The 19363-nt window shown below is 61.1% G+C and carries 12 protein-coding genes and 4 pseudogenes; 5 read left to right on the top strand and 11 right to left on the bottom strand.

What is annotated here, in order from left to right; genetic code table 11:
* Positions 1-1018 (top strand): annotated as a pseudogene (locus HT737_RS00405) (alpha/beta hydrolase); the annotation flags it as partial.
* Positions 1019-1226: 208 nt separating this feature from the next.
* Positions 1227-2654, top strand: coding sequence for a mechanosensitive ion channel family protein (locus HT737_RS00400; protein ID WP_182400931.1), 1428 nt, complete (start codon positions 1227-1229; stop codon positions 2652-2654).
* 199 nt (positions 2655-2853) lie between these two features.
* Here HT737_RS00400 and ycaC read toward each other — a convergent pair whose 3' ends face one another.
* The 7 genes and pseudogenes from ycaC to HT737_RS00365 form a co-directional block, all read right to left on the bottom strand.
* Positions 2854-3477, bottom strand: a complete 624-nt coding sequence (gene ycaC / locus HT737_RS00395; protein ID WP_047293334.1) for an isochorismate family cysteine hydrolase YcaC — start codon at positions 3475-3477, stop codon at positions 2854-2856.
* Between the two features lie 68 nt (positions 3478-3545).
* Positions 3546-5384: an amidohydrolase gene (locus HT737_RS00390; RefSeq protein WP_095668839.1), complete on the bottom strand. Its 1839-nt coding sequence runs from the start codon at positions 5382-5384 to the stop codon at positions 3546-3548.
* Positions 5385-5429: 45 nt separating this feature from the next.
* A pseudogene (locus HT737_RS00385) lies at positions 5430-6057 on the bottom strand (antibiotic biosynthesis monooxygenase).
* Positions 6050-6466 (bottom strand): DoxX family protein, encoded by a 417-nt coding sequence (locus HT737_RS00380; RefSeq protein WP_047293330.1) that lies wholly within the window; start codon positions 6464-6466, stop codon positions 6050-6052. Before HT737_RS00380 ends, HT737_RS00385 begins: the two are co-directional and overlap by 8 nt.
* A 175-nt stretch (positions 6467-6641) precedes the next feature.
* Positions 6642-8123: an Ig-like domain repeat protein gene (locus HT737_RS00375; protein ID WP_182400929.1), complete on the bottom strand. Its 1482-nt coding sequence runs from the start codon at positions 8121-8123 to the stop codon at positions 6642-6644.
* 34 nt (positions 8124-8157) lie between these two features.
* Positions 8158-8376 carry a hypothetical protein gene (locus HT737_RS00370; protein WP_182400927.1) on the bottom strand — a complete coding sequence of 73 codons (219 nt, stop codon included), beginning with the start codon at positions 8374-8376 and terminating at the stop codon, positions 8158-8160.
* A 114-nt stretch (positions 8377-8490) separates the two neighbouring features.
* Positions 8491-9417: pseudogene (locus tag HT737_RS00365) on the bottom strand (LysR substrate-binding domain-containing protein).
* A 182-nt stretch (positions 9418-9599) separates the two neighbouring features.
* Between HT737_RS00365 and HT737_RS00360 the strand changes: the two are divergent.
* Positions 9600-12983, top strand: a complete 3384-nt coding sequence (locus HT737_RS00360; protein WP_182400925.1) for a helix-turn-helix domain-containing protein — start codon at positions 9600-9602, stop codon at positions 12981-12983.
* Here the strand turns inward: HT737_RS00360 and HT737_RS00355 are convergent.
* Entirely contained in the window at positions 12939-14396 is a 1458-nt protein-coding gene (locus HT737_RS00355; RefSeq protein ID WP_182400923.1) for a winged helix-turn-helix domain-containing protein, read from the bottom strand. The two genes, HT737_RS00360 and HT737_RS00355, sit on opposite strands and share 45 nt — an antisense overlap.
* 160 nt (positions 14397-14556) lie before the next feature.
* Positions 14557-15507 carry a GlxA family transcriptional regulator gene (locus HT737_RS00350; protein ID WP_182400921.1) on the bottom strand — a complete coding sequence of 317 codons (951 nt, stop codon included), beginning with the start codon at positions 15505-15507 and terminating at the stop codon, positions 14557-14559.
* Positions 15508-15716: 209 nt separating this feature from the next.
* On the opposite strand from HT737_RS00350, the pseudogene HT737_RS00345 reads away from it, so the two are divergent.
* Positions 15717-16440, top strand: a pseudogene (locus tag HT737_RS00345) (pirin family protein).
* Between the two features lie 50 nt (positions 16441-16490).
* On the opposite strand, the gene HT737_RS00340 reads toward HT737_RS00345, so the two are convergent.
* Both HT737_RS00340 and HT737_RS00335 read right to left on the bottom strand, forming a co-directional pair.
* Positions 16491-16979, bottom strand: coding sequence for a hypothetical protein (locus HT737_RS00340; RefSeq protein ID WP_306287121.1), 489 nt, complete (start codon positions 16977-16979; stop codon positions 16491-16493).
* 179 nt (positions 16980-17158) lie between these two features.
* Positions 17159-18034 carry a LysR family transcriptional regulator gene (locus HT737_RS00335; protein ID WP_182400918.1) on the bottom strand — a complete coding sequence of 292 codons (876 nt, stop codon included), beginning with the start codon at positions 18032-18034 and terminating at the stop codon, positions 17159-17161.
* Positions 18035-18144: 110 nt separating this feature from the next.
* Here HT737_RS00335 and HT737_RS00330 point away from each other — a divergent pair, with 110 nt between their 5' ends.
* Entirely contained in the window at positions 18145-19335 is a 1191-nt protein-coding gene (locus tag HT737_RS00330) for a YbfB/YjiJ family MFS transporter (RefSeq protein ID WP_182400916.1), read from the top strand.
* The last annotated feature ends 28 nt before the right edge of the window (positions 19336-19363 follow it).

Here is a 19363-nt window from a genome sequence, read left to right as displayed (position 1 = left end):
ATGAACATCAAAAAAACCCTGACCGCATCCCTCCTCGCCCTCTCCATCGGCAACGCATTCGCCGCCGGCAGCCCGGGCGTCGAACACAATACCCAGGCTTTCCTCGAAGCCCTCGCCGCCGGCGGTGGCAAACCGCTGGAACAGCTGAGCCCGAAGGATGCCCGTGCGGTGCTGACCGGTGCCCAGGCGTCGGTAAAGGTTGACCTGTCCGGGGTTGAAGTCAGCGACAAGGCGATCAAGGTCGATGGCCAGACCATCAACCTGAAAGTGGTGCGGCCGGCCAAGGTCAAAGGCGAATTGCCGGTGTTCATGTTCTTCCACGGTGGTGGTTGGGTATTGGGCGATTACCCGACTCACCAACGCCTGATTCGCGATCTGGTGGTCGGCTCTGGAGCGGTCGCGGTGTACGTCGATTACACGCCGTCGCCGGAAGCGCAGTACCCGACTGCGATCAATCAGGCTTACGCCGCGACCAAATGGGTGGCCGAGCACGGCAAGGAGATTGGTGTCGACGGCAAGCGTCTGGCGGTGGCCGGCAACAGCGTCGGCGGCAACATGGCGGCGGTCGTGGCGTTGATGGCCAAGGAACAGAAAACCCCCGGCCCTGCGCTTCCAGTTGCTGATGTGGCCGGTGACCAACGCCGGGTTCGATAACGGCTCGTACCAGCAATTTGCCGAGGGCCACTTCCTCACCAAGGGCATGATGCAGTGGTTCTGGGACAACTACACCACCAACCCGGCCGAACGCGCGCAGATCCACGCCTCGCCGCTCAACGCCAGCGCTGAACAGCTCAAGGGCCTGCCCGCCGCGCTGGTACAGACCGCCGAATTCGACGTGCTGCGTGACGAAGGCGAAGGCTACGCACGGCATCTGGATGCGGCCGGTGTGCCGGTGACCTCGGTGCGCTACAACGGGATGATTCATGACTTTGGCTTGCTCAATCCGCTGAGTCAGATTCCCGAAGTGAAAGCGGCCGTGCGCCAGGCCGCGGCTGAGCTGAAGACGCATCTGAACTGAGGCCCCCTCCCTCGCCACACCCMACGGTTGTGGCGAGTTTTTTGATTGCAAGAACCCTTGTGGTGAGGGGATTCATCCCCGATGGGTTGCGAAGCGACCCCACTGCTAACCAAAAAGGCAGGGGACTGCTGCGCAGTCCATCGGGGATGAATCCCCTCACCACAAAAGCCTCTTCAACACCGACGTTCATGCAGTTCCGGAGATCGCCATGTCCCTCCTCCTCACCCACCTGCTGTCCTGGAGCGCCGCGCTGTTGCTGCTCGATGCGCTGCTCTGGCACCTCGCCCCGTTCAAGCACCGCGCGCCGCGGGTCGGTGTGCGGCTGGTGCTGTTTCTGGCATTCAGCGCACTGGCCATCAATGCCGGCGTCAGCCCGTTGCAGGCTCCACAGTTTGCCGATGACCCGGTGGCGCAGCTCGGGGCGACGGCGCTGGGCATTCTCTGGTGGCTGTACGCCGCGCGGGTGCTGACCGAAGTGATCGGCCTGATTCTGATGCGACGCATCGGCCACAGCGGTCGGCTGTTGCAGGACGTGATTGGCGCGCTGGTGTTTCTGGCGGCGATCGTCGCGGCCGCCGGCTATGTGCTGGAGCTGCCGGTCAAAGGCTTGCTCGCGACTTCGGGCGTGGTGGCCATCGTCATCGGTCTCGCGCTGCAAAGCACCTTGGCCGACGTGTTTTCCGGCATCGTGCTCAACACCACCAAGCCGTATCAGGTGGATGATCTGGTGGTCATCGACGGCGTTGAAGGCAAGGTGCTCGACATCAACTGGCGTGCCACGCATCTGCTGTCCAGCACCGGCACTCTGGCCGTGGTGCCGAACTCGGTGGCGGCCAAGGCCAAGATCGTCAACCTCAGTCGCCCGAACAACCTGCACGGCGTGTCGATCAGCATCAAGGTGCCGAACCACATTCGCCCGCGTCGGGTGCTCGACGCCCTCGAGCGCACGCTCCAAGGCAGCAGCAGTCTGTTGCTGACGCCCGCACCGAAAGCGGTGCTGAAAGAGGCCGGCGACGAAATGTCGGAATACGTGGCCAGCGGTTTCATCGCCGAGCTGGGCAAGAAAGGCGAAGTGCGCAATCAACTGTTCGACCTCGCCCACCGGCATCTCGAGGCCGCAGGTATTTCCCGGCATCCGGACGGTGTGATCGAACCCTCGACCCGTGCCCGGGCGTTGCTCGATGAAGTGAAAGTGTTCCGCTCGCTGAGCCATGAGGAACGTGATCGCCTCGCCGAATCGATGGTCGCGCAGCAGTACAGCGCCGGGCAGGTGGTGCTCAATCTGGAGGAGGTGCCGGACAGCCTGTTCGTGATCGCCACCGGCGTAGTCAGCGCCAGCGTGCCGGATGGCAACGGCTTCAGCGAGGCCGGGCGCATGGGGCCGAGCGAGGTCATGGGTGAGCAAAGCATCCTTGCAGATACGCCTTCGCAAGCAACGTTTACCGCGCTGACCTCTTCGATCATCTACCGTCTCGACAAGAACCTGACCCGTCAGTGCATGGAACAGCGCAGCGAAGTCGGCCAGGCGTTGAACAAATTGCAGGCCGTGCGACAGCAGAACAGCCGGCTGGCGTTGATGGCCAAACCGGTGGCGGTGCGCAAGGGTGGGTTTCTCGGCTGGTTGCAAAAGCGCTAGCCCTGACAAACAGGTGGACGCCATACCTTGTGGCCGAGGGAGCTTGCTCCCGCTTGAGTGCGCAGCGCTCACAGATTTCGGGGACTGCTGCGCAGCCCAGCGGGAGCAAGCTCCCTCGCCACAGGTGGTGATGGGTTACGCCTCTTTTTACTGCACATGAAAATGCCCGCAATCAAGCGGGCACTTTCAGTTCAAGCAATCACTTGGCAGTGAACTTGGTGTAGCTGTTGATCAGGTTGCGGTAGTTCGGCAGGCGTTCGGACAGCAGGTGCGCCAAGCCTTCCATGTCGTTGCGCCAGTCGCCTTGCAGCTCGCAGGCCACGGCAAACCAGTTCAGCAGATGTGCACCGGCCGCCGACATGCGCGCCCACGCCGCTTGTTGCACGGTGGTGTTGAAGGTGCCGGACGAGTCGGTGACCACAAACACTTCATAACCTTCGGCGATGGCCGACAGGGTCGGGAATGCCACGCAGACGTCGGTCACCACACCGGCGATGATCAGTTGCTTGCGGCCGGTGGCTTTGATTGCCTTGACGAAGTCTTCGTTGTCCCAGGCGTTGATCTGGCCAGGACGTTGAATGAACGGTGCATCCGGGAACTGCTCGCGCAGCTCAGGCACGATCGGGCCGTTCGGGCCGGCGTCGAAACTGGTGGTGAGGATGGTTGGCAGCTTGAAGAACTTGGCGATGTCGCCCAGTGCCAGCACGTTGTTTTTGAATTCGTTTGGCGAGAAATCCTGTACCAGCGAGATCAGACCGGTCTGGTGGTCGACCAGCAGCACGACCGCATCATCTTTGTTCAGACGCTTGTAGGGAACGCTCATGGGAAACTCCTCGGTGGATGGTTGTTGCATGAGGCGCCGACCGGGTGGCCGGCGCTTTTTTGTAGTGATCAGAACGCGAAACAGGAACAGCCGAACGCGCCCCAGAAACCGGCGAAGTCACTGACCGGAGCGTTCGACAGTCGGGCTTTTTCATGGCTGTGCGCATGCACCGCGCAGGCACCGACACACTGATGCACTTGCGCCTGCAAAGGCGAATTCGGGCGCCAGTGGCCCGGCACCTTGACCACCGGCGACCAGTCCGGCAGCACGGGGATCGAGCGTGGGCCGAGGTCTTCGAAATCGCCGGCGGCGTAAACGATCTTGCCGCCGACCACGGTCAGCACCGACTCGATCCACTTGATCGCTTCTTCCTCGACATGGAAGAAGTCCGCGCTCAGTGCCGCCAGATCCGCCAGTTGCCCGACCTTGATCTGGCCCTTCTTGCCCTGCTCGGACGAGAACCAGGCGCTGCCGTGGGTGAACAATTCCAGCGCAGTGGTGCGCGGCAAACCTTCTTCGTACAAGGCCAGACCGCCGACGGTGCGGCCGCTGACCATCCAGTACAGCGACGTCCACGGGTTGTAGCTGGAAACCCGCGTGGCATCGGTGCCGGCGCCCACCGGCACGCCTTCGGCGAGCATGCGTTTGATCGGTGGCGTAGCTTCGGCGGCTTTCGCGCCGTAACGGTCGACGAAGTATTCGCCCTGGAACGCCATGCGATCCTGAATCGCGATGCCGCCGCCCAGTGCCCTCACCCGCTCAATGTTCTGCGGGGTGATGGTTTCGGCATGGTCGAAGAACCACGGCAGACCGTTGAACGGAATGTCGCGGTTGACCTTCTCGAACACGTCGAGCATGCGGCTGATCGATTCGTTGTACGTGGCGTGCAAACGGAAGGGCCAGCGCTGCTCGACCAAGTGGCGCACCACCGGCTCCAGTTCCTGTTCCATGGTCTGCGGCAGGTCCGGGCGCGGTTCGAGGAAGTCTTCGAAGTCGGCTGCCGAGAACACCAGCATTTCCCCGGCGCCGTTGTGCCGCAGGTAATCGTCGCCCTGGTGCAACTTGACGCTGCCGGTCCAGTTCTGGAAATCGGTCAGCTCTTCTTTCGGCTTCTGGGTGAACAGGTTGTAGGCGATGCGCACGGTCAACTGATCATCCTTGGCCAGTTGCTCGATCACCTGATAGTCGTCGGGATAGTTCTGGAAACCGCCGCCGGCATCGATCGCGCTGGTCAGGCCGAGGCGATTGAGTTCGCGCATGAACTGCCGGGTCGAGTTGACCTGATAGTCCAGCGGCAACTTCGGCCCCTTGGCCAGCGTCGAGTACAGAATCATCGCGTTCGGCCGCGCCACCAGCATCCCGGTCGGATTGCCGTTGGCATCGCGCACGATCTCGCCGCCCGGCGGGTTCGGCGTGTCGCGGGTGTAGCCGGCGACGCGCAGGGCGGCACGGTTGAGCAGCGCGCGGTCGTACAGGTGCAGGACGAACACTGGGGTATCCGGTGCGGCCTGGTTGAGCTCTTCGAGGGTCGGCATGCGTTTTTCGGCGAACTGGAATTCGTTCCAGCCACCGACCACGCGCACCCATTGCGGGGTCGGCGTGCGGTCGGCCTGCTCCTTGAGCATGCGCAGTGCATCAGCCAGCGACGGCACGCCTTCCCAGCGCAGTTCGAGGTTGTAGTTGAGGCCGCCACGGATCAGGTGCAAGTGCGAGTCGTTGAGGCCGGGGATCACGCAGCGCCCGTGCAGGTCGATCACTTGCGTGGCCGAACCACGCAGGGCCATGGCCTGGGTGTCGTTGCCGACGACGACAAAACGTCCGTCCTTGATCGCCACAGCACTGGCGAGGGGTTTTTCGCGGTCTACCGTATGAAATTGGCCATTGAACAGAATCAGATCGGCGTTCATCGCAGTTCCTTCGAGATAAGTGAAACGAAGTCCGTATCCGCCCCTTCAGCGCGGCGGATGGGCGTTGGATTCAAGGTGTTCATGGAGCTGAGTGGCCGCCAGCCACGGTGCGAACAAGCGAGTGGCGGCCGGCATGCAGACGTACACCACCGACAGCACGATGGTCAGGGTGATCAGGAACGTGGCGACCACATAGTTGGACAGGAATGCATTGAGTTGCAGCAACGGACCCCAGATCAGCGGCACCAACAAGGTGTGCGGCAGGATCACGAACAGCGTCACGACGGCCTGCTTCCAGCGTGGTGGAGGCGTGGCAGCGTCGACCAGTGGCGTGAACCAGAACTCGTTGGCCGCATTGACCTCGGTCTGGTCGCCGTCGGCGAGCATCGGCGCGGCCTCTTCGATCAGCGCCTGACGCTGTGGGGGAGTCGAGCCAGCGCTGCATCGCCTCGGTCGAGCAATAACGCAGCACGCAGGTGAACAGCGCGAGGCCACCCTGTTTACTGCGCATTACGTCCACACCCAAGTGCCCTTCTTCACGCCCCGCCACGCTGACGATATTGCGCAGCCAGGCTTCATAGGGCTGTTCGAAGCCGGCCTTGACCCGGTGCTTGACGATCAGCGTCACGGTTTCTTCGGTTCCCGGTTTTCTCAGGGACGGGGTATCAGGCATAACGAAGCACTCCGGGCAAACGCGCATTGAGCGCCAGCCGTCCAGGCCCGGCGATCAGTACAGTGGTGAAGAGGATCAACAGCAACCAGCCGAACTGTCCTTCGGCCACACTCCATTGCGGATGCACGACCAGCAGCGCCACCAGCAGAACAAAAAGAATAGGCAAGCAGGCCAATCGCGCCAGCACCCCGGCGACGATCAGTAGCGGACAGAGGACTTCGGCGAAGATCGCCAGAATCAAAGTGAGGTGGGCACCGAGGTGGAACGGGTCTTCGATCTGTTGCAGCTGCGCAGTGAAGTCCAGCAACTTGGGCAAGCCGTGGACGAACAGCAGAAACAACCCGCCGGTCACCCGCAGTAAGAGCAGGCCGAGGTTCTGCGCCTGGTCATTGCGTTGTACAGCGTTCATGGATCCACCCTTGATCAATCATTGCAGGGAATAGTGCAACGATTGATCGGGGGGAAATTGGATGGGTGTGCTCTCTTTGCTCTTGATCGATCGCTCCCACGTTCTGCATGGGAATGCAGCCGGGATGCTCCGCGTCCCAACCGTCCAAAGCCGAAAACCTTATTCCCTCCTCCGGTCAGCGCGAGTCCACGATGGTGTAACGACGCGGTTCGAAAACCGTGACTGCCGTCGAGCTTGGCACTTGATCCGTTCTCACTGTGAACAGGATGCTCACCAATGTCCCGACCCCGAGCGACAGCAGATAGTCGAGCGGGAGTCCGAACGTGTAGCCTCGATTCAAGACCCAGGCCTGATGAACCGAATTGCGATCGGGTGTCCAGATACTTCGATTGTTCTCGATGCCATTGGCCGTGAAGCCCATCAGGGTGAGTTCCAGTCGTTGGCCTCTCGCTATGTGTATCCAGTTGCCGAAAGTCAGGTTCGCTCCGGTCACGATGTCCTTCTTGTCCAGTTCGAGAGTGTCTTTGGCCTCGTCGATCACTGGGGATATGAGCAAGTTGCTCGGGATCGGCAGCACGGATAGCGCCAAGGGTTGCAACTGCACCGCCGGTGCACCGCCGCGTACGTAGGAGGCGGTAGCTTCAACGGATTTACCGATGCTGAAGGCCACCAGAGAGACAGGCGCCGTTAGTTCTCTGGGCGTGGCACCCACAGCGACCGGCAGCGATGTATACGAACCTGCCGCTGGCGTGCCTTGCGCCGCGATCCAGCGCACGCTGACCAGGTCGGCAGGCTGGCTCGGATAATCGAGCACAAACGTCAGCGTATTAATGGACGCAGAAGGATTCAAATGAGTGTTGCCGGTTGATTCCTTGATCCGTACTTCGCGGTTTTCCAGAACGTTGATCGTCCGGGTATTGGATACCCCGCCACCGGCGTATTGACCTTTAAAGATGTGTGGGCCCTGGGTCAATCCAGTAACCGGAAATTTCCATACGCCCGCTATGGCCGGCGCCCTGCCCAGAGGCGCTTGCCCGTCAAACACGCTGACTTCTTCTGTCGCGGCACCGTGCAATGTGGCGCTGGTGAAAAGCGTGTCGCCATCTTCGGCGATCTCCTGATCGAGCGGATCAGTGATCCGTTCGATCCTTGGCGCGCTCACAGGGTCCGTCAGGACGATGTAGTTACGATGTGCAAATGCCTGGGCATCGGACCGATCCGGACTGTTCTGCAGCCCGGCCCAAAACCTCATTGTCAACACGCTTCCATTTTGCAGACCTTGCAGCGGCGCGGCAGGGATCTTTTGTTCGTAATACCCGAGGCTGAATTCATTACCAACAATATTTCCCGGTGCTTGCCAATACCAGGCCTCCCAGACACTGCCGTCGGCTTTCACGCCTGTGAGCAGGAGCCAGAAGAACTGCTCGCGCCTGCTCAGCAGCCATGACCGGATACGTAAAGTAACCTCAGTCAGATCGCTCACATCCAAGTGAGTGCCCCCACCTTCGTCGTTTGCCTCTTTGATCACCGGCAGGGGCAGATCAAGTTGGTTTATGAGCGGTATGAAGAGCGGCAAAGGTTGCGATACCACAGGAGGTTCAGTGCCACGGTAAAGCGTGTAACTGACGATGACAGTCCGACCGAGATTGAAAGCCACCAGAATATTGTTAATGTGGGTCGTGAAAGGGGGTTTAAATCCGCCGATCGGTATGCGCGGCGACGTATAGGAACCGGGAACCTGGAGTCCCGGCCCACGTGATGGAAAGTAAGTCTCCTGGCAACCAAGGGAAGTCGATTATTACCGTCAGGTTGTACCGGGCGGCCGCTGGCAACAGGAAACCATTTGAACTTTCTTTAATTGCCAGTCGCGACAGATCGTCACGGGTAAGCGCGGTAATCGGCACGTCCATTTTCACTTCCCCCGAGGGCTGGCCGTTTCGGCATTGACCCATCAAACACGGAAAGGCGAGCACTCACCACTGTCAGAACTAACAGGGTGAACGCTGTTTTAGACGAACGGTCACTCACACCACTGGAACATCCAGCGACACCGACATGAACTGACTGATCCGCGACCGCAGCCATTTCTCTGCCGGGTCGTTGTCATGCACCCCGCTCCAGGCCATCGACAGTTGCGCCGCATCAATCGGAAACGGCGGATCTTCAGCTCGCAACGCACAACCTTCCACCAGCGCACACGCGGCGTAATCCGGCACGGTAGCGATCATCTCGGTGCCCGCCAACAGCGCGCGCAGGCCGCTGAACTGAGGTACACCGAGCACCACCCGGCGGCTGCGGCCGACCTTGGCCAGGTCCATGTCGATGTTGCCGCTCAGGTCCCCCCGAGAACGACACCATGGCGTGAGGCCGCTCGCAGTACTCGTCAAGCGTGAGCGGCCCCGGGCGGGTCGTCGCCACGCAGCACCTTGCAGGGAATGTCGCGCAGTTTCTTGCGCTTGGCGTTGGCCGGCAGATCGGTGGTGTAGCTCACGCCGACGGAGATTTCCCCGGACGCCAGCAACGCCGGCATCAGCAGGTAGTTGGCGCGGCGCACCACGACCACGATCCCCGGCGCCTCTTCCTGCAACTGGCGCAATAGCGGAGGAAACAGACCGAACTCGGCGTCATCCGAGAGGCCGATACGGAACACATCGCAACTGGTCGCCGGATCGAACTCCTTGGCCCGGCTGACCGCGCCGGAGATCACATCCATCGCCGGTTGCAGCTCCTGCAGAATCGCCAGCGCTCGCGCCGTCGGCTCCATGCCGCGACCGTTGCGCAGCAACAGCGGATCATCGAACAGGTCACGCAAACGCCCCCAGCGCGGCACTGACCGCCGGCTGGCCCATGAACAGTTTTTCGGCGACGCGGGTCAGGTTCTTTTCGAACATCAGGGCTTCGAAAATCACCAGCAGGTTCATGTCGACACGGCGCAGATCGTTACGGTTCATGGGCTGCAATTCCTTCTAAGACCGTTCGCAAGTGCTGAGCACTTTACCCGATCAACGGTGGTTTGCATCCGTGTCAGGCCTGCGAATTAACAACGATTAACTCGTCAGCCGGCATGTCCCTTCTTAACAATGAAGGCCTCTGCGCAGCGTTGTTTTTCACCTCCACGACACGGACACCGGCCATGGCTCCTCTACAGCAATCCGTCGCCCTCGCCCCTGCCAGCGAAACGCCCCGGCCGCTTATCGGCGGCCTCAGCCCGCAACGGGAGCGGCAGGTCAAACAACTGATCCTCGAACGCCTCGGAGAAAGCCTGGAAGTGGCCGAGCTGGCACGCGCCTGCTCATTGTCGCGCAGCCATTTCTCCCGGGCGTTCAAGGCCAGCACCGGTCTGGCGCCGCAGGACTGGATCCGCGAACAGCGCATTGCCCGCGCCAAGCTGCTGATCCGCCACACCGGCCTGAGCCTGACGCAGATCAGCCTGGAATGCGGTTTCTGTGATCAGGCACATTTCTGCCACATGTTCACCCGCAGCGAAGGGATCAATCCGTTCGCCTGGCGCTGTCAGGTCATGCGTGATGGCAACGCCCCCCCGGACACGGCATCTGAGCTTTTGAGCGTTGCGCAAGAGCCCGGCGTTGCACTGATGGCCAAACCTGAGGAATATGCTGCGATACCTTGTAGCCGACGATCTGCGTCTTCACGCAGCGTCCATCTACCAGGATCGCCGCATCACCGCAGGAGTGCGCTGTTGAGTCTTTCCCCGAATCAGGCCATCGGCTTCGGCCCCTATCGGATTTACACCGGACAACGATTGGTCATGGAAGGTGACCAGCCGTTGCGGCTGGGGCGGCGCGCCATGGATATTCTGCTGATGCTGCTGGCGCATGCCGGAGAAGTGGTGAGCAAGCAGCAACTGCTCGCCGGCGTATGGCCGGACACCGTCGTCGAAGACATCAATCTGCGGGTGCACATGGCCGCCCTGCGCAAGGCGCTGGGCGACGGTCAGGCCGGTCAGCGCTATATCGTGACCGTGGCCCAGCGCGGCTACAGTTTCGTTGCCCCACTGACGGTGCACGCCAACGGACAACGGCTACTGGAGGCGGCGCCCGGGCGCCACAACCTGCCGCTGCGCCGTACCCGGATGATCGGCCGCCAGTCATTGGTGGACAGCTTGATGCAGCAACTGCCGCGACAGCGCTGCATCACCCTCATCGGCCCCGGCGGCATTGGCAAGACCACCGTTGCCCTGCGCGTCGCCGAGCAGTTGCTCGGACGCTATCGCGATGGCATCCGCCTGCTGGATCTGGCGCCGCTCACCGACCCGGCGCTGATCGCCTCGCAACTGGCGACCCTGCTTGATCTGGCGGTACACGACGGCGCGCCGCTGGCGAGTGTGATCAACGATTTGCGCGAACGGCAGATGCTGCTGGTGATCGATAACTGCGAGCACCTCATCGATGCCGTGGCGCTGCTCGTCGAGAGCCTCCTGCGCGGCGCACCGCACGTACATATTCTGGCCACCAGCCGCGAAAGCCTGCGCGCTGAGGGCGAGTTCGTGCAGCGTCTGGAATCCCTCGATTGCCCGCCTGCGACGAGCCGTCTCGATCGCGAGCAGGCGATGACTTTCGCGGCCTTGCAACTGTTCGTCGAACGAACGATGGGCGCCCATGAACGCTTTGAACTGAGCGACGCCGAGTTACCCCTGGCGATGGAGATCTGCCGGCGTCTGGACGGTATTCCGTTGGCTCTGGAACTGGCAGCAGCGCAGGTCGAAAGCCTGGGGCTGAGCGGCTTGCTGGAGCAATGGCAGGATCACTTGCACCCACTGGCGGCGGGCAACCACCAGCGCCATGCGCGGCATCAAACGCTGCACGCCACGCTGGACTGGAGTTTCAATCTGCTCACCCCTTGCGAGCAGACTTGCCTGCGGCGCCTCGGGGTGTTTCGCGGTAGCTTCAGCCTGGCCTCGGCTGCGGCGGTGATCGTCGGTCAACACATCGATCCCACGCAGGTGCTCGCATCGGTCACGCAACTGGTGGGTAAATCGCTGCTGAACGTGGAAGTCGGTGATGAAGAAGTGTTTTATCGCCTGCTCGACACCACCCGCCATTACGCCCTGGAAAAACTCGAACTAAGCGGCGAACGCGAAACCCTGCGCGAACGCCACGCCGAACGTTATCTGACGTTGATGGAGCAAGCGCAGACCGAATGGGAACACACTCCGACCACACAATGGATCGAGCGCTATGCCCGAGGCCTGGAAGACCTGCGCGCTGCACTCGACTGGAGTTTGCACGGCAACGGCACGCGCCCTCTCGGCATCCGTTTGACCGCGACGTCGGCCGCGTTGTGGCAGGAGCTGTCATTGCTCAAGGAATATGGCGCGCATGTCCGTCAGGCGTTGTCCTTGCTCAAAAGCGCGGAACAACCCTGTCCGCGCCTGCAGACAGCCTTGCAACTGGCACTCGGCAGCGCTTGTTATCACACCTGCGGCGGTTCGCCGGAAACCATTAAAGCGTTCACTCAGGCTAACGCGCTGGCGCAGCAGCACCACGACGTCGCCGCGCAATTGCGCGCAATCTCCGGCCACCTGGCGGTCAATCTCAGCTGTGGGCATTACCAGGCGGCATTGCAGCAAAGCGAACAATTCGACCGCCTCGGTGGCCACGACGACCCGCTGCTGTCATTGAGCATTCACCGCTTGCGCGTCCTTGCGCTGCACTTTGCCGGCGACCAGCCGCGCGCGCGGATCAACGCCGAGCAAGTGATTCAGCGTATGGCCCACAGTGGTTGTCGCAACCGCTTCACCCACGGTTTTGGCGTGCAGTACGACCAGAGCGTGGCTTCGTTGACCATTCTCGCCCGGGTGTTGTGGCTGCAGGGGTTTCCCGAACAGGCGTGGCGCACCGCCCGACAGGCGCTGGATATCGCCGTGCAGATCAACCACGGGACGTCGATCTGCTACACCCTGGCATTGGCCAGCTGCCTGATTGCGCATTACAACGGCGACGCCAGGACTGCGCGCGAATTGTTGCAACTGTTGCTGGAGCAGGCGCAGAAGCACTCGGTGCTGCTGTTCTATCGCTGGGGACGGCACTATGCGCAGGTGATCGATGAACGCCTGGCCCAACCCGACGCGCCGGCGGATAACGGGCTGATCAAGGAGCTGATGGTCACACTCGATGCCCGCCATATCGATGAAGCGCTGCTGGAGCGGGCGCACAGTGGTGCAGCAGGCTGGAGCACGGCGGAAGTGTTGCGGGCCGAGGCTGAGCGATTATTGGCGGACGAGGCGGATTGTCCGCAGGGACGCCTTGGCGAGCAGGCAGAACACCTCCTGCAAAACGCCCTCGCCATCGCCCGCGCCCAGGGCGCGCTGGCCTGGGAACTGCGCAGCGCCACAACATTGGCCCAACTGTGGCAGCGCCAATCACGCCACCGCGAAGCACTGGAGCTACTGACCCCGATCCATCAACGCTTCACCGAAGGCTATGCCACGCCGGACCTGCGCAAGGTGCGCTTATTGCTCGATGCGTTGCATGAACAGTTGCACACCCGCAGCTGATCGATTTGGCCTGCGGTACAGCGCACGATGGTACGCGATAGCACTCGGTTCAACGCTGGCTTCGGTCTGTTCACGGACGTAACAGCGAAGAAGATTGAGCATTCGATAACGCACCACGTCTGCACCCCGCTCCACCGTCAGCCATGACTTGGCAGCCAGGCGTTCAATCACCGATCGCAGATGCCCACCGTCGATGACCCGCAGCGCAGCCTCTTCGGTGAAGGCCATCTTGAATACCGACAGGCGCTGCAAGACCCGGCGTTCGCAGGGCCGCAGATCCTGATAGCTCCAGTCCAACGCTGCGCTCATGGATTGATGTCTTGGCTTCGCGGTGCGGCGGCCATGCCTGAGCAGGTGCAGGGCGTTGTCCAGTTGCGCTTGCAGCCCTACCAACGCCAGCGCATCGATCTGCGCGGCCGCCAGCTCAATGGCCAATGGCAAACCGTCGAGACGGCGACAGAGACTGCACACGGTTTGCAGATCCTGCTCGCGCAAGCTGAAATCGTGCTGCCGGGCACGCGCGCGACTGACCAGCAATTGCACCGCCGAATAGCCCATGAGCTCATCGACACTGGCCGGTGTCGAGGCCTTGGGAAAGGTCAATGGCGCAATCGGTTGCAGGGTTTCCAGATTGGCCTGCAACGGTTCGCGACTGGTGACCAGCAGCGCCAGCCGCGGAGCCGCCATTTGCAGTCGCTCCACCAATGCCCGGCATGAGTCACGACACCGCTCGCTGTTATCCAGCAGCAGCAAGGCATGACGCGACGCTAACGCATCGAACGAAAGGTCGAGGGTGCGCAACAGATGTTCAAGCAGTGACGGCGCATCACCGAGCATGGACAGGTCGATATACCAGACGCCGTCGCGGTAATGCTGCAACAGCAATTCGGCCACCCGCAGCGCCACCGTGGATTTGCCGATGCCGGCCGGCCCGGTCAGTGTCATCAAGCGGCACAGGGGCATTTGCCGGACCAGACGGCCCACCAGCGAATCGCGGCCGATGACCGGAGTCAAGCGGGCGGGCAGATTCTGTTGCGGCGTCTGCAAGCTGTCGAACACGATCTGCGCGACGCTGTCGCCGTGCACCGGCGCGATAAAGCTGTAACCACATTGCGGCACGTTGACGATGTAGCGCTGGCCCTTCTCGCCATCGCCCAGCGCCCGGCGCAACGCGGCGATGTGCACCCGCAGGTTGATCTCTTCGACCACACTGTCCGGCCACACGCGGGCGATCAACTGTTCCTTGCGGACGACGCGACCGGCGTGCTCGACCAGCACCTGCAAAATATCGAGGGCGCGGCCGCCCATGCGCAATGGTCGATCCCCGTCGAGGATCAGCCGTTGGCGCAGATGAAAGGCGTATGGCCCGAAATACAACACCGATGCAGCGGGTAAGTCTTTGTGGCTGTTCATGCCGTTTTCCAGCGCCAGCGCGCGCGGGCAGCATGCCCTCGGCGCTCAGCGCGTCTCCCTTCCAAGCGTTACCGTTTATCTTGGCAGGCGCAGGTGACGGTACAACCTCCATACAGGGCGCAACACGGACATCCGGATGCACCGGACGGACACAACCGCTCTAGCTGAACTGTTCGCGGTATTGCGCCGGGGTCAGGCCGAGCTTTTCAGCAAACAGAAAACGCATATGGCGCACACTGCCGAAACCACTTTTGTAGGCCACGGTCTTCAAGGGCAGCTCAGTGGTTTCCAGCAGATTACGCGCGCAATCGATCCGGGCGTTTTGCAAAAACTCCATCGGCGTCATGTTCACATCCCGCGCAAACAGCCGCGCAAAATGCCGGGTACTCATGTTCGCCAGCCCCGCCATGCGCTCGACGGTAAAGGCTTCGTCGAGATGCTCCAGCACATGGTTCTGCACGCGGGTGATCGCGGTTTCCTGTGGCGCCACTGCGGCCATCAACGGACTGAACTGCGCTTGCCCGCCCTGACGTTTCATCACCACCAGCAGCACCTTGGCCACGTCCTGAGCGAGCTTTTTCCCGTGATCCCGGGCGACTACGGCCAATGCCAGATCGATGCCGGCGGTCACGCCTCCCGAAGTAATCAGATTGCGGTCTTCGGTGTAAATCTGGTCGGTTTCCACCTGCGCCTTGGGGAACGCCTTGATCAGACGTTCGGTGTAGTTCCAGTGAGTGGTCACGCGATAACCGTCGAGCAGACCGGCATGCCCGAGCACAAACGCCCCTGTGCAGATCGAACCGTAGCAACCGGACTGCCCCACCGAGCCTTGCAACCACGCAAGCAGCGCCGGGTGTTTTTCGTTATAGGCACCCGGTCCACCCGGTACCAGCAGCAGGTCGAAGGCCTGGGCCGGGTCGTCAATATGGCGGTCGGTCTGCACCTGCACACCATTGGAAGCTCGCAGCATCCCGTGCTCAGTGCCCAGGGTGATCAATTGGTAGTGATCTTCGGGTTTCAAGTAGCGATTGGCGACCGAAAACACCTCCATGGGGCCGGCCATGTCGAGCAGGAGAAAGTCGGGGAACAGCACCATTGCCACGGTTTTCATGGGTGAACATCACTGAAATCAAGGGAAGGAACAGACCCGCATTATCGCCAAGTGCGTGACATCCGGCGAAAAGAATGCGTGATCGACTCCACAAAACTGTCAACCTGAGCAGGACAGTATTTCAATTTCGATCTACTTATTGCCTCAGCCGATTAACAGTAACCTTCTCCTCACTCGGACGAATCAACGTCCTGCAAGGAGAATTCATCATGCTGACCCTTCGCAAAGCTTCCGAACGCGGCCTCGCCAATCATGGCTGGTTGAAGTCCTTCCACACCTTTTCCTTCGCCAGCTACCGCGACCCGCGCGAACAGGGTTTTTCCGACCTGCTGGTGATCAACGATGACCGCGTGGCGGCTGGCAAGGGTTTCGGCCAGCACCCGCACCGCGACATGGAGATCTTTTCCTACGTGCTTGAAGGTGCGCTGGAGCATAAGGACACCTTGGGCACCGGCTCGGTGATCCGCCCCGGTGACGTGCAACTGATGAGCGCAGGCAGTGGCGTGGCCCACAGCGAATTCAACCATTCGGCCACCCGTCCAGTGCACTTTCTGCAGATCTGGATCGTGCCGGAAATGGCGGGTGCCAAGCCGCGCTACCAGCAGGAGCACTTCAGCGCGCAGAAAAAAACGCGGTCGCCTGCAACTGATTATCTCGCCGGACGGTAGCGATGGTTCGCTGACAGTGCGCCAGGATGCGCGGGTTTACGCCGGGTTGTTCGATGGCAAGGAAAGCGCGACGCTGGAACTGCCCGCCAACCGTTACGCCTACGTGCATGTGGCGCGTGGCAGCGTTGAACTCAACGGCCAGTCGTTGCAGGAAGGTGACGGCGTGCGGGTTCGCGAGGAACAGGCGCTGACCCTGAGCAATGGCGTGAATGCCGAAGTACTGGTGTTTGACTTGCGTCCGCAAGAGCTGCCGCAAATGCCATGAGGCAGGGGTTTTCAATGGCAACAAAAACGGCCTTCGATTGAAGGCCGTTTTTATTTTGGCGACACCGATGATGGCAGCTCGGCTGGCTTCGCTGCACCGACATCCTTGCCCGCCTGAACCGCCGCCAACGTTGTTTGTACCGCTACATAAAGGTTGGCCTGGCTGGCGAAATACCCACCCACGACAATGCTGACCACGCCAAACAAATACACAGCCGTTGCCATCCAGACATTGGCATTGACGGTGCCGGCCTTTTTGAGCGCCTCTCTGGATTCAATGGCAATGCCTTGAATCATTGACTCGTACCGTTTATCCCGCTCGAACTGGATGCGCTCAATAGCCTTGTCTCGCTCTGTCTGAGAGCCAAGGAACTCTCGGATATCTGCGTGCACTCGCTCTACGCGAGCATCCATTCTTGCCTCGATGGTCTCGATCCTCGCGTTGAATTCTTCACGGCTGATTGCGTTCATGGCTGGTGTGTTACGACCTCTGCTCAATGTGTCAGTGCTTTGATATTGCTCGAATTCCCTGGCTTTCAATCCGATCCCTTCCCTGGGTTACCGATACCTGTTCTGGCGCATCACTCACACCGATTTCCTGGCGCTGCAAGTTGCATCAACAGTAGGGCTGGCGCTTCAAGCCCACAAGCCGGCAGATTCTGCTGTGGGTGTAGGGCGTTTCGTCAGACGATGTAGCTTCTCCAAAGCGCTTTGAGCCGTCACTCATTCTCCAGTGCAAACGCCTCGACAATCTGCTCAATCACCGCCCTGACCCGTGCGGTGTGGCGCAAGTCCGCGTGGGTCACCAGCCAGACCTCATACGGTTGCGGGCGATTGCGCTCCGGCCAAAGCCTGATCAGGCCATCGCGCTCGCCCATGTACACCGGAATTTCTCCTAAGCCCAGGCCAGCCGCAATCGAGCGCCGTACCAGCAGACTGGAGCTCAGGCTGGCGACGATACGCCCGCGCTGCAGCGGTTCGCACACCAGTGTCATGTCCTTGTGCGTCTGCAAATACGGTTGGTAGACCACGAGGTCATGGCCTTCGAACGCCGTACCCTGCGGCGGGATGCCATGAGCGTCGATATACGTCTGTGATGCGAACAATCCCACGGGCCAGCGCGCAATCCGCCGCGCGATCAGATCGGGATTGTCAGGCCGGGTATTGCGCACGGCGATGTCGGCCTCGCGCTTGGCCAGGCTGAGGATCTGCGTGGAGGCGTCCAGTTGCACACGCACGTCCGGGTGCTGCGCGTGCAGGCGGCTAATGGCCGGGATCAGGAAGTCGATGGCCAGCGAGTCGGTGGTGCTGACGCGTACGGTGCCGGTCAGACGATCATCCAGGCCCTGAATCTGCCGCTCAAGTTCCAGCGCCGACTGCTCCATTTTTTCCACGCTTTTGAGCGCGGCTTCGCCGACTGCGGTCAGTGCGTAGCCGTCGGAGGTGCGCAGGAACAAGGTGGCGCTCAGGGATTTTTCCAGCGCCGTGATCCGTCGCCCGACAGTCGCCTGATCCACCCCCAGAACCCGCGCTGCGCCGCGTAAGGTCGACTCTCTGCATACCGCGAGAAATACCCGCGCATCATCCCAGTTCATGCTGTCCCGCCCGATGCAAATTTGCATCACTATAAAGCCAATTCGCTGCATTACCGCAGCAAAGATAGCCGATATTCTGAGTGCCTTAGAACTTCCTCAGGATGGCTGTCATGCGTACATCGACCTCAGCGTTACCGATTTTCTCGGGACTCTGCGCCAGCCTGGTCGGCATTGGTCTGGCGCGTTTTGCCTATACACCGCTTATTCCCTCGCTGATTCAGGCGCAGTGGTTTTCTGCCAACGACGTGGTCTACCTTGGCGCAGCCAATCTGGTCGGCTATCTGATCGGCGCCCTGCTCGGCCGGCCGCTAGCGCGGCAACTGGGCAATAAAAACGCCCTGCGACTGATGATGCTCCTGGTCACCGCAGCGTTTTTTGCCTGTGCATTTCCGTTGTCGGTGAGCTGGTTCTTTGGCTGGCGGTTGCTGTCGGGGATTACCGGCGGTGCAATTATGGTGCTGGTGGCGGCGACTGTACTGCCCCATGTGCCGGCATCCCGCAAAGGACTGGCCAGCGGTGCGATTTTTCTCGGTATCGGCCTGGGGATTGCCGCCTCCGGGACCATCGTCCCGCCCTTGTTGAATATGGGCCTGCACGCCACCTGGTTGGGACTGGGCGGATTGTCGTTGTTGCTGACCGTAACAAGCTGGTTTGGCTGGCCTGCTGATCTACCACACCCGACCGCCATTCACGCAGGCGCGACGGTTGAGCCAACCCCCTCCGCCGTCTATTTACTGTTCGGACAATACGCATTCATGGCCGCAGGACTGGTGCCGGCCATGGTGTTTCTGGTGGATTACGTCGCTCGTGGGCTCGGTGCCGGGGCGCAAATTGGCGCACTGGTTTGGGTGATGTATGGCCTGGGCGCAATTGTCGGCCCGGTAAGTTATGGCTTTCTCGCGGATCGGCTTGGCGCGCGGATGGGGATTCGGCTGGTATTGCTGGTACAGGCGATTGCACTGGGACTGCTGGCGGTTTCCCAGTCCTTCATGGCGTTGGCCGTGCTGGCAGTGATCATCGGCTCATTCCCGCCCGGGATCGTCCCGCTGGCCCTGGCTCGCGTGCATGAACTGGTGCCTGATCACCATCGCCAGCAAATCGCCTGGAGCCGCGCCACCGTATCGTTTGCCACGTTTCAGGCGCTGGCCGGATTCGCCTATTCGGCACTGTTCAATGCCACGGGCGGTCATCACGCAATGCTCTTCGTGATCGCCGCAGGGGCGATTGCCGTGGCGATCTTGTTGGAGCATGCCCTGAAATGGCTGCCCTCAGCGACTGAACCACGCGTCTGTGAAAATTGAAGGGAATCATTGCCTGCGGGCTGTGCTC

It is taken from the genome of Pseudomonas sp. MD195_PC81_125, from assembly GCF_014060985.1.
GTDB lineage: Bacteria > Pseudomonadota > Gammaproteobacteria > Pseudomonadales > Pseudomonadaceae > Aquipseudomonas > Aquipseudomonas parakoreensis.
This window is presented reverse-complemented; position numbering and strand designations above follow the sequence as displayed.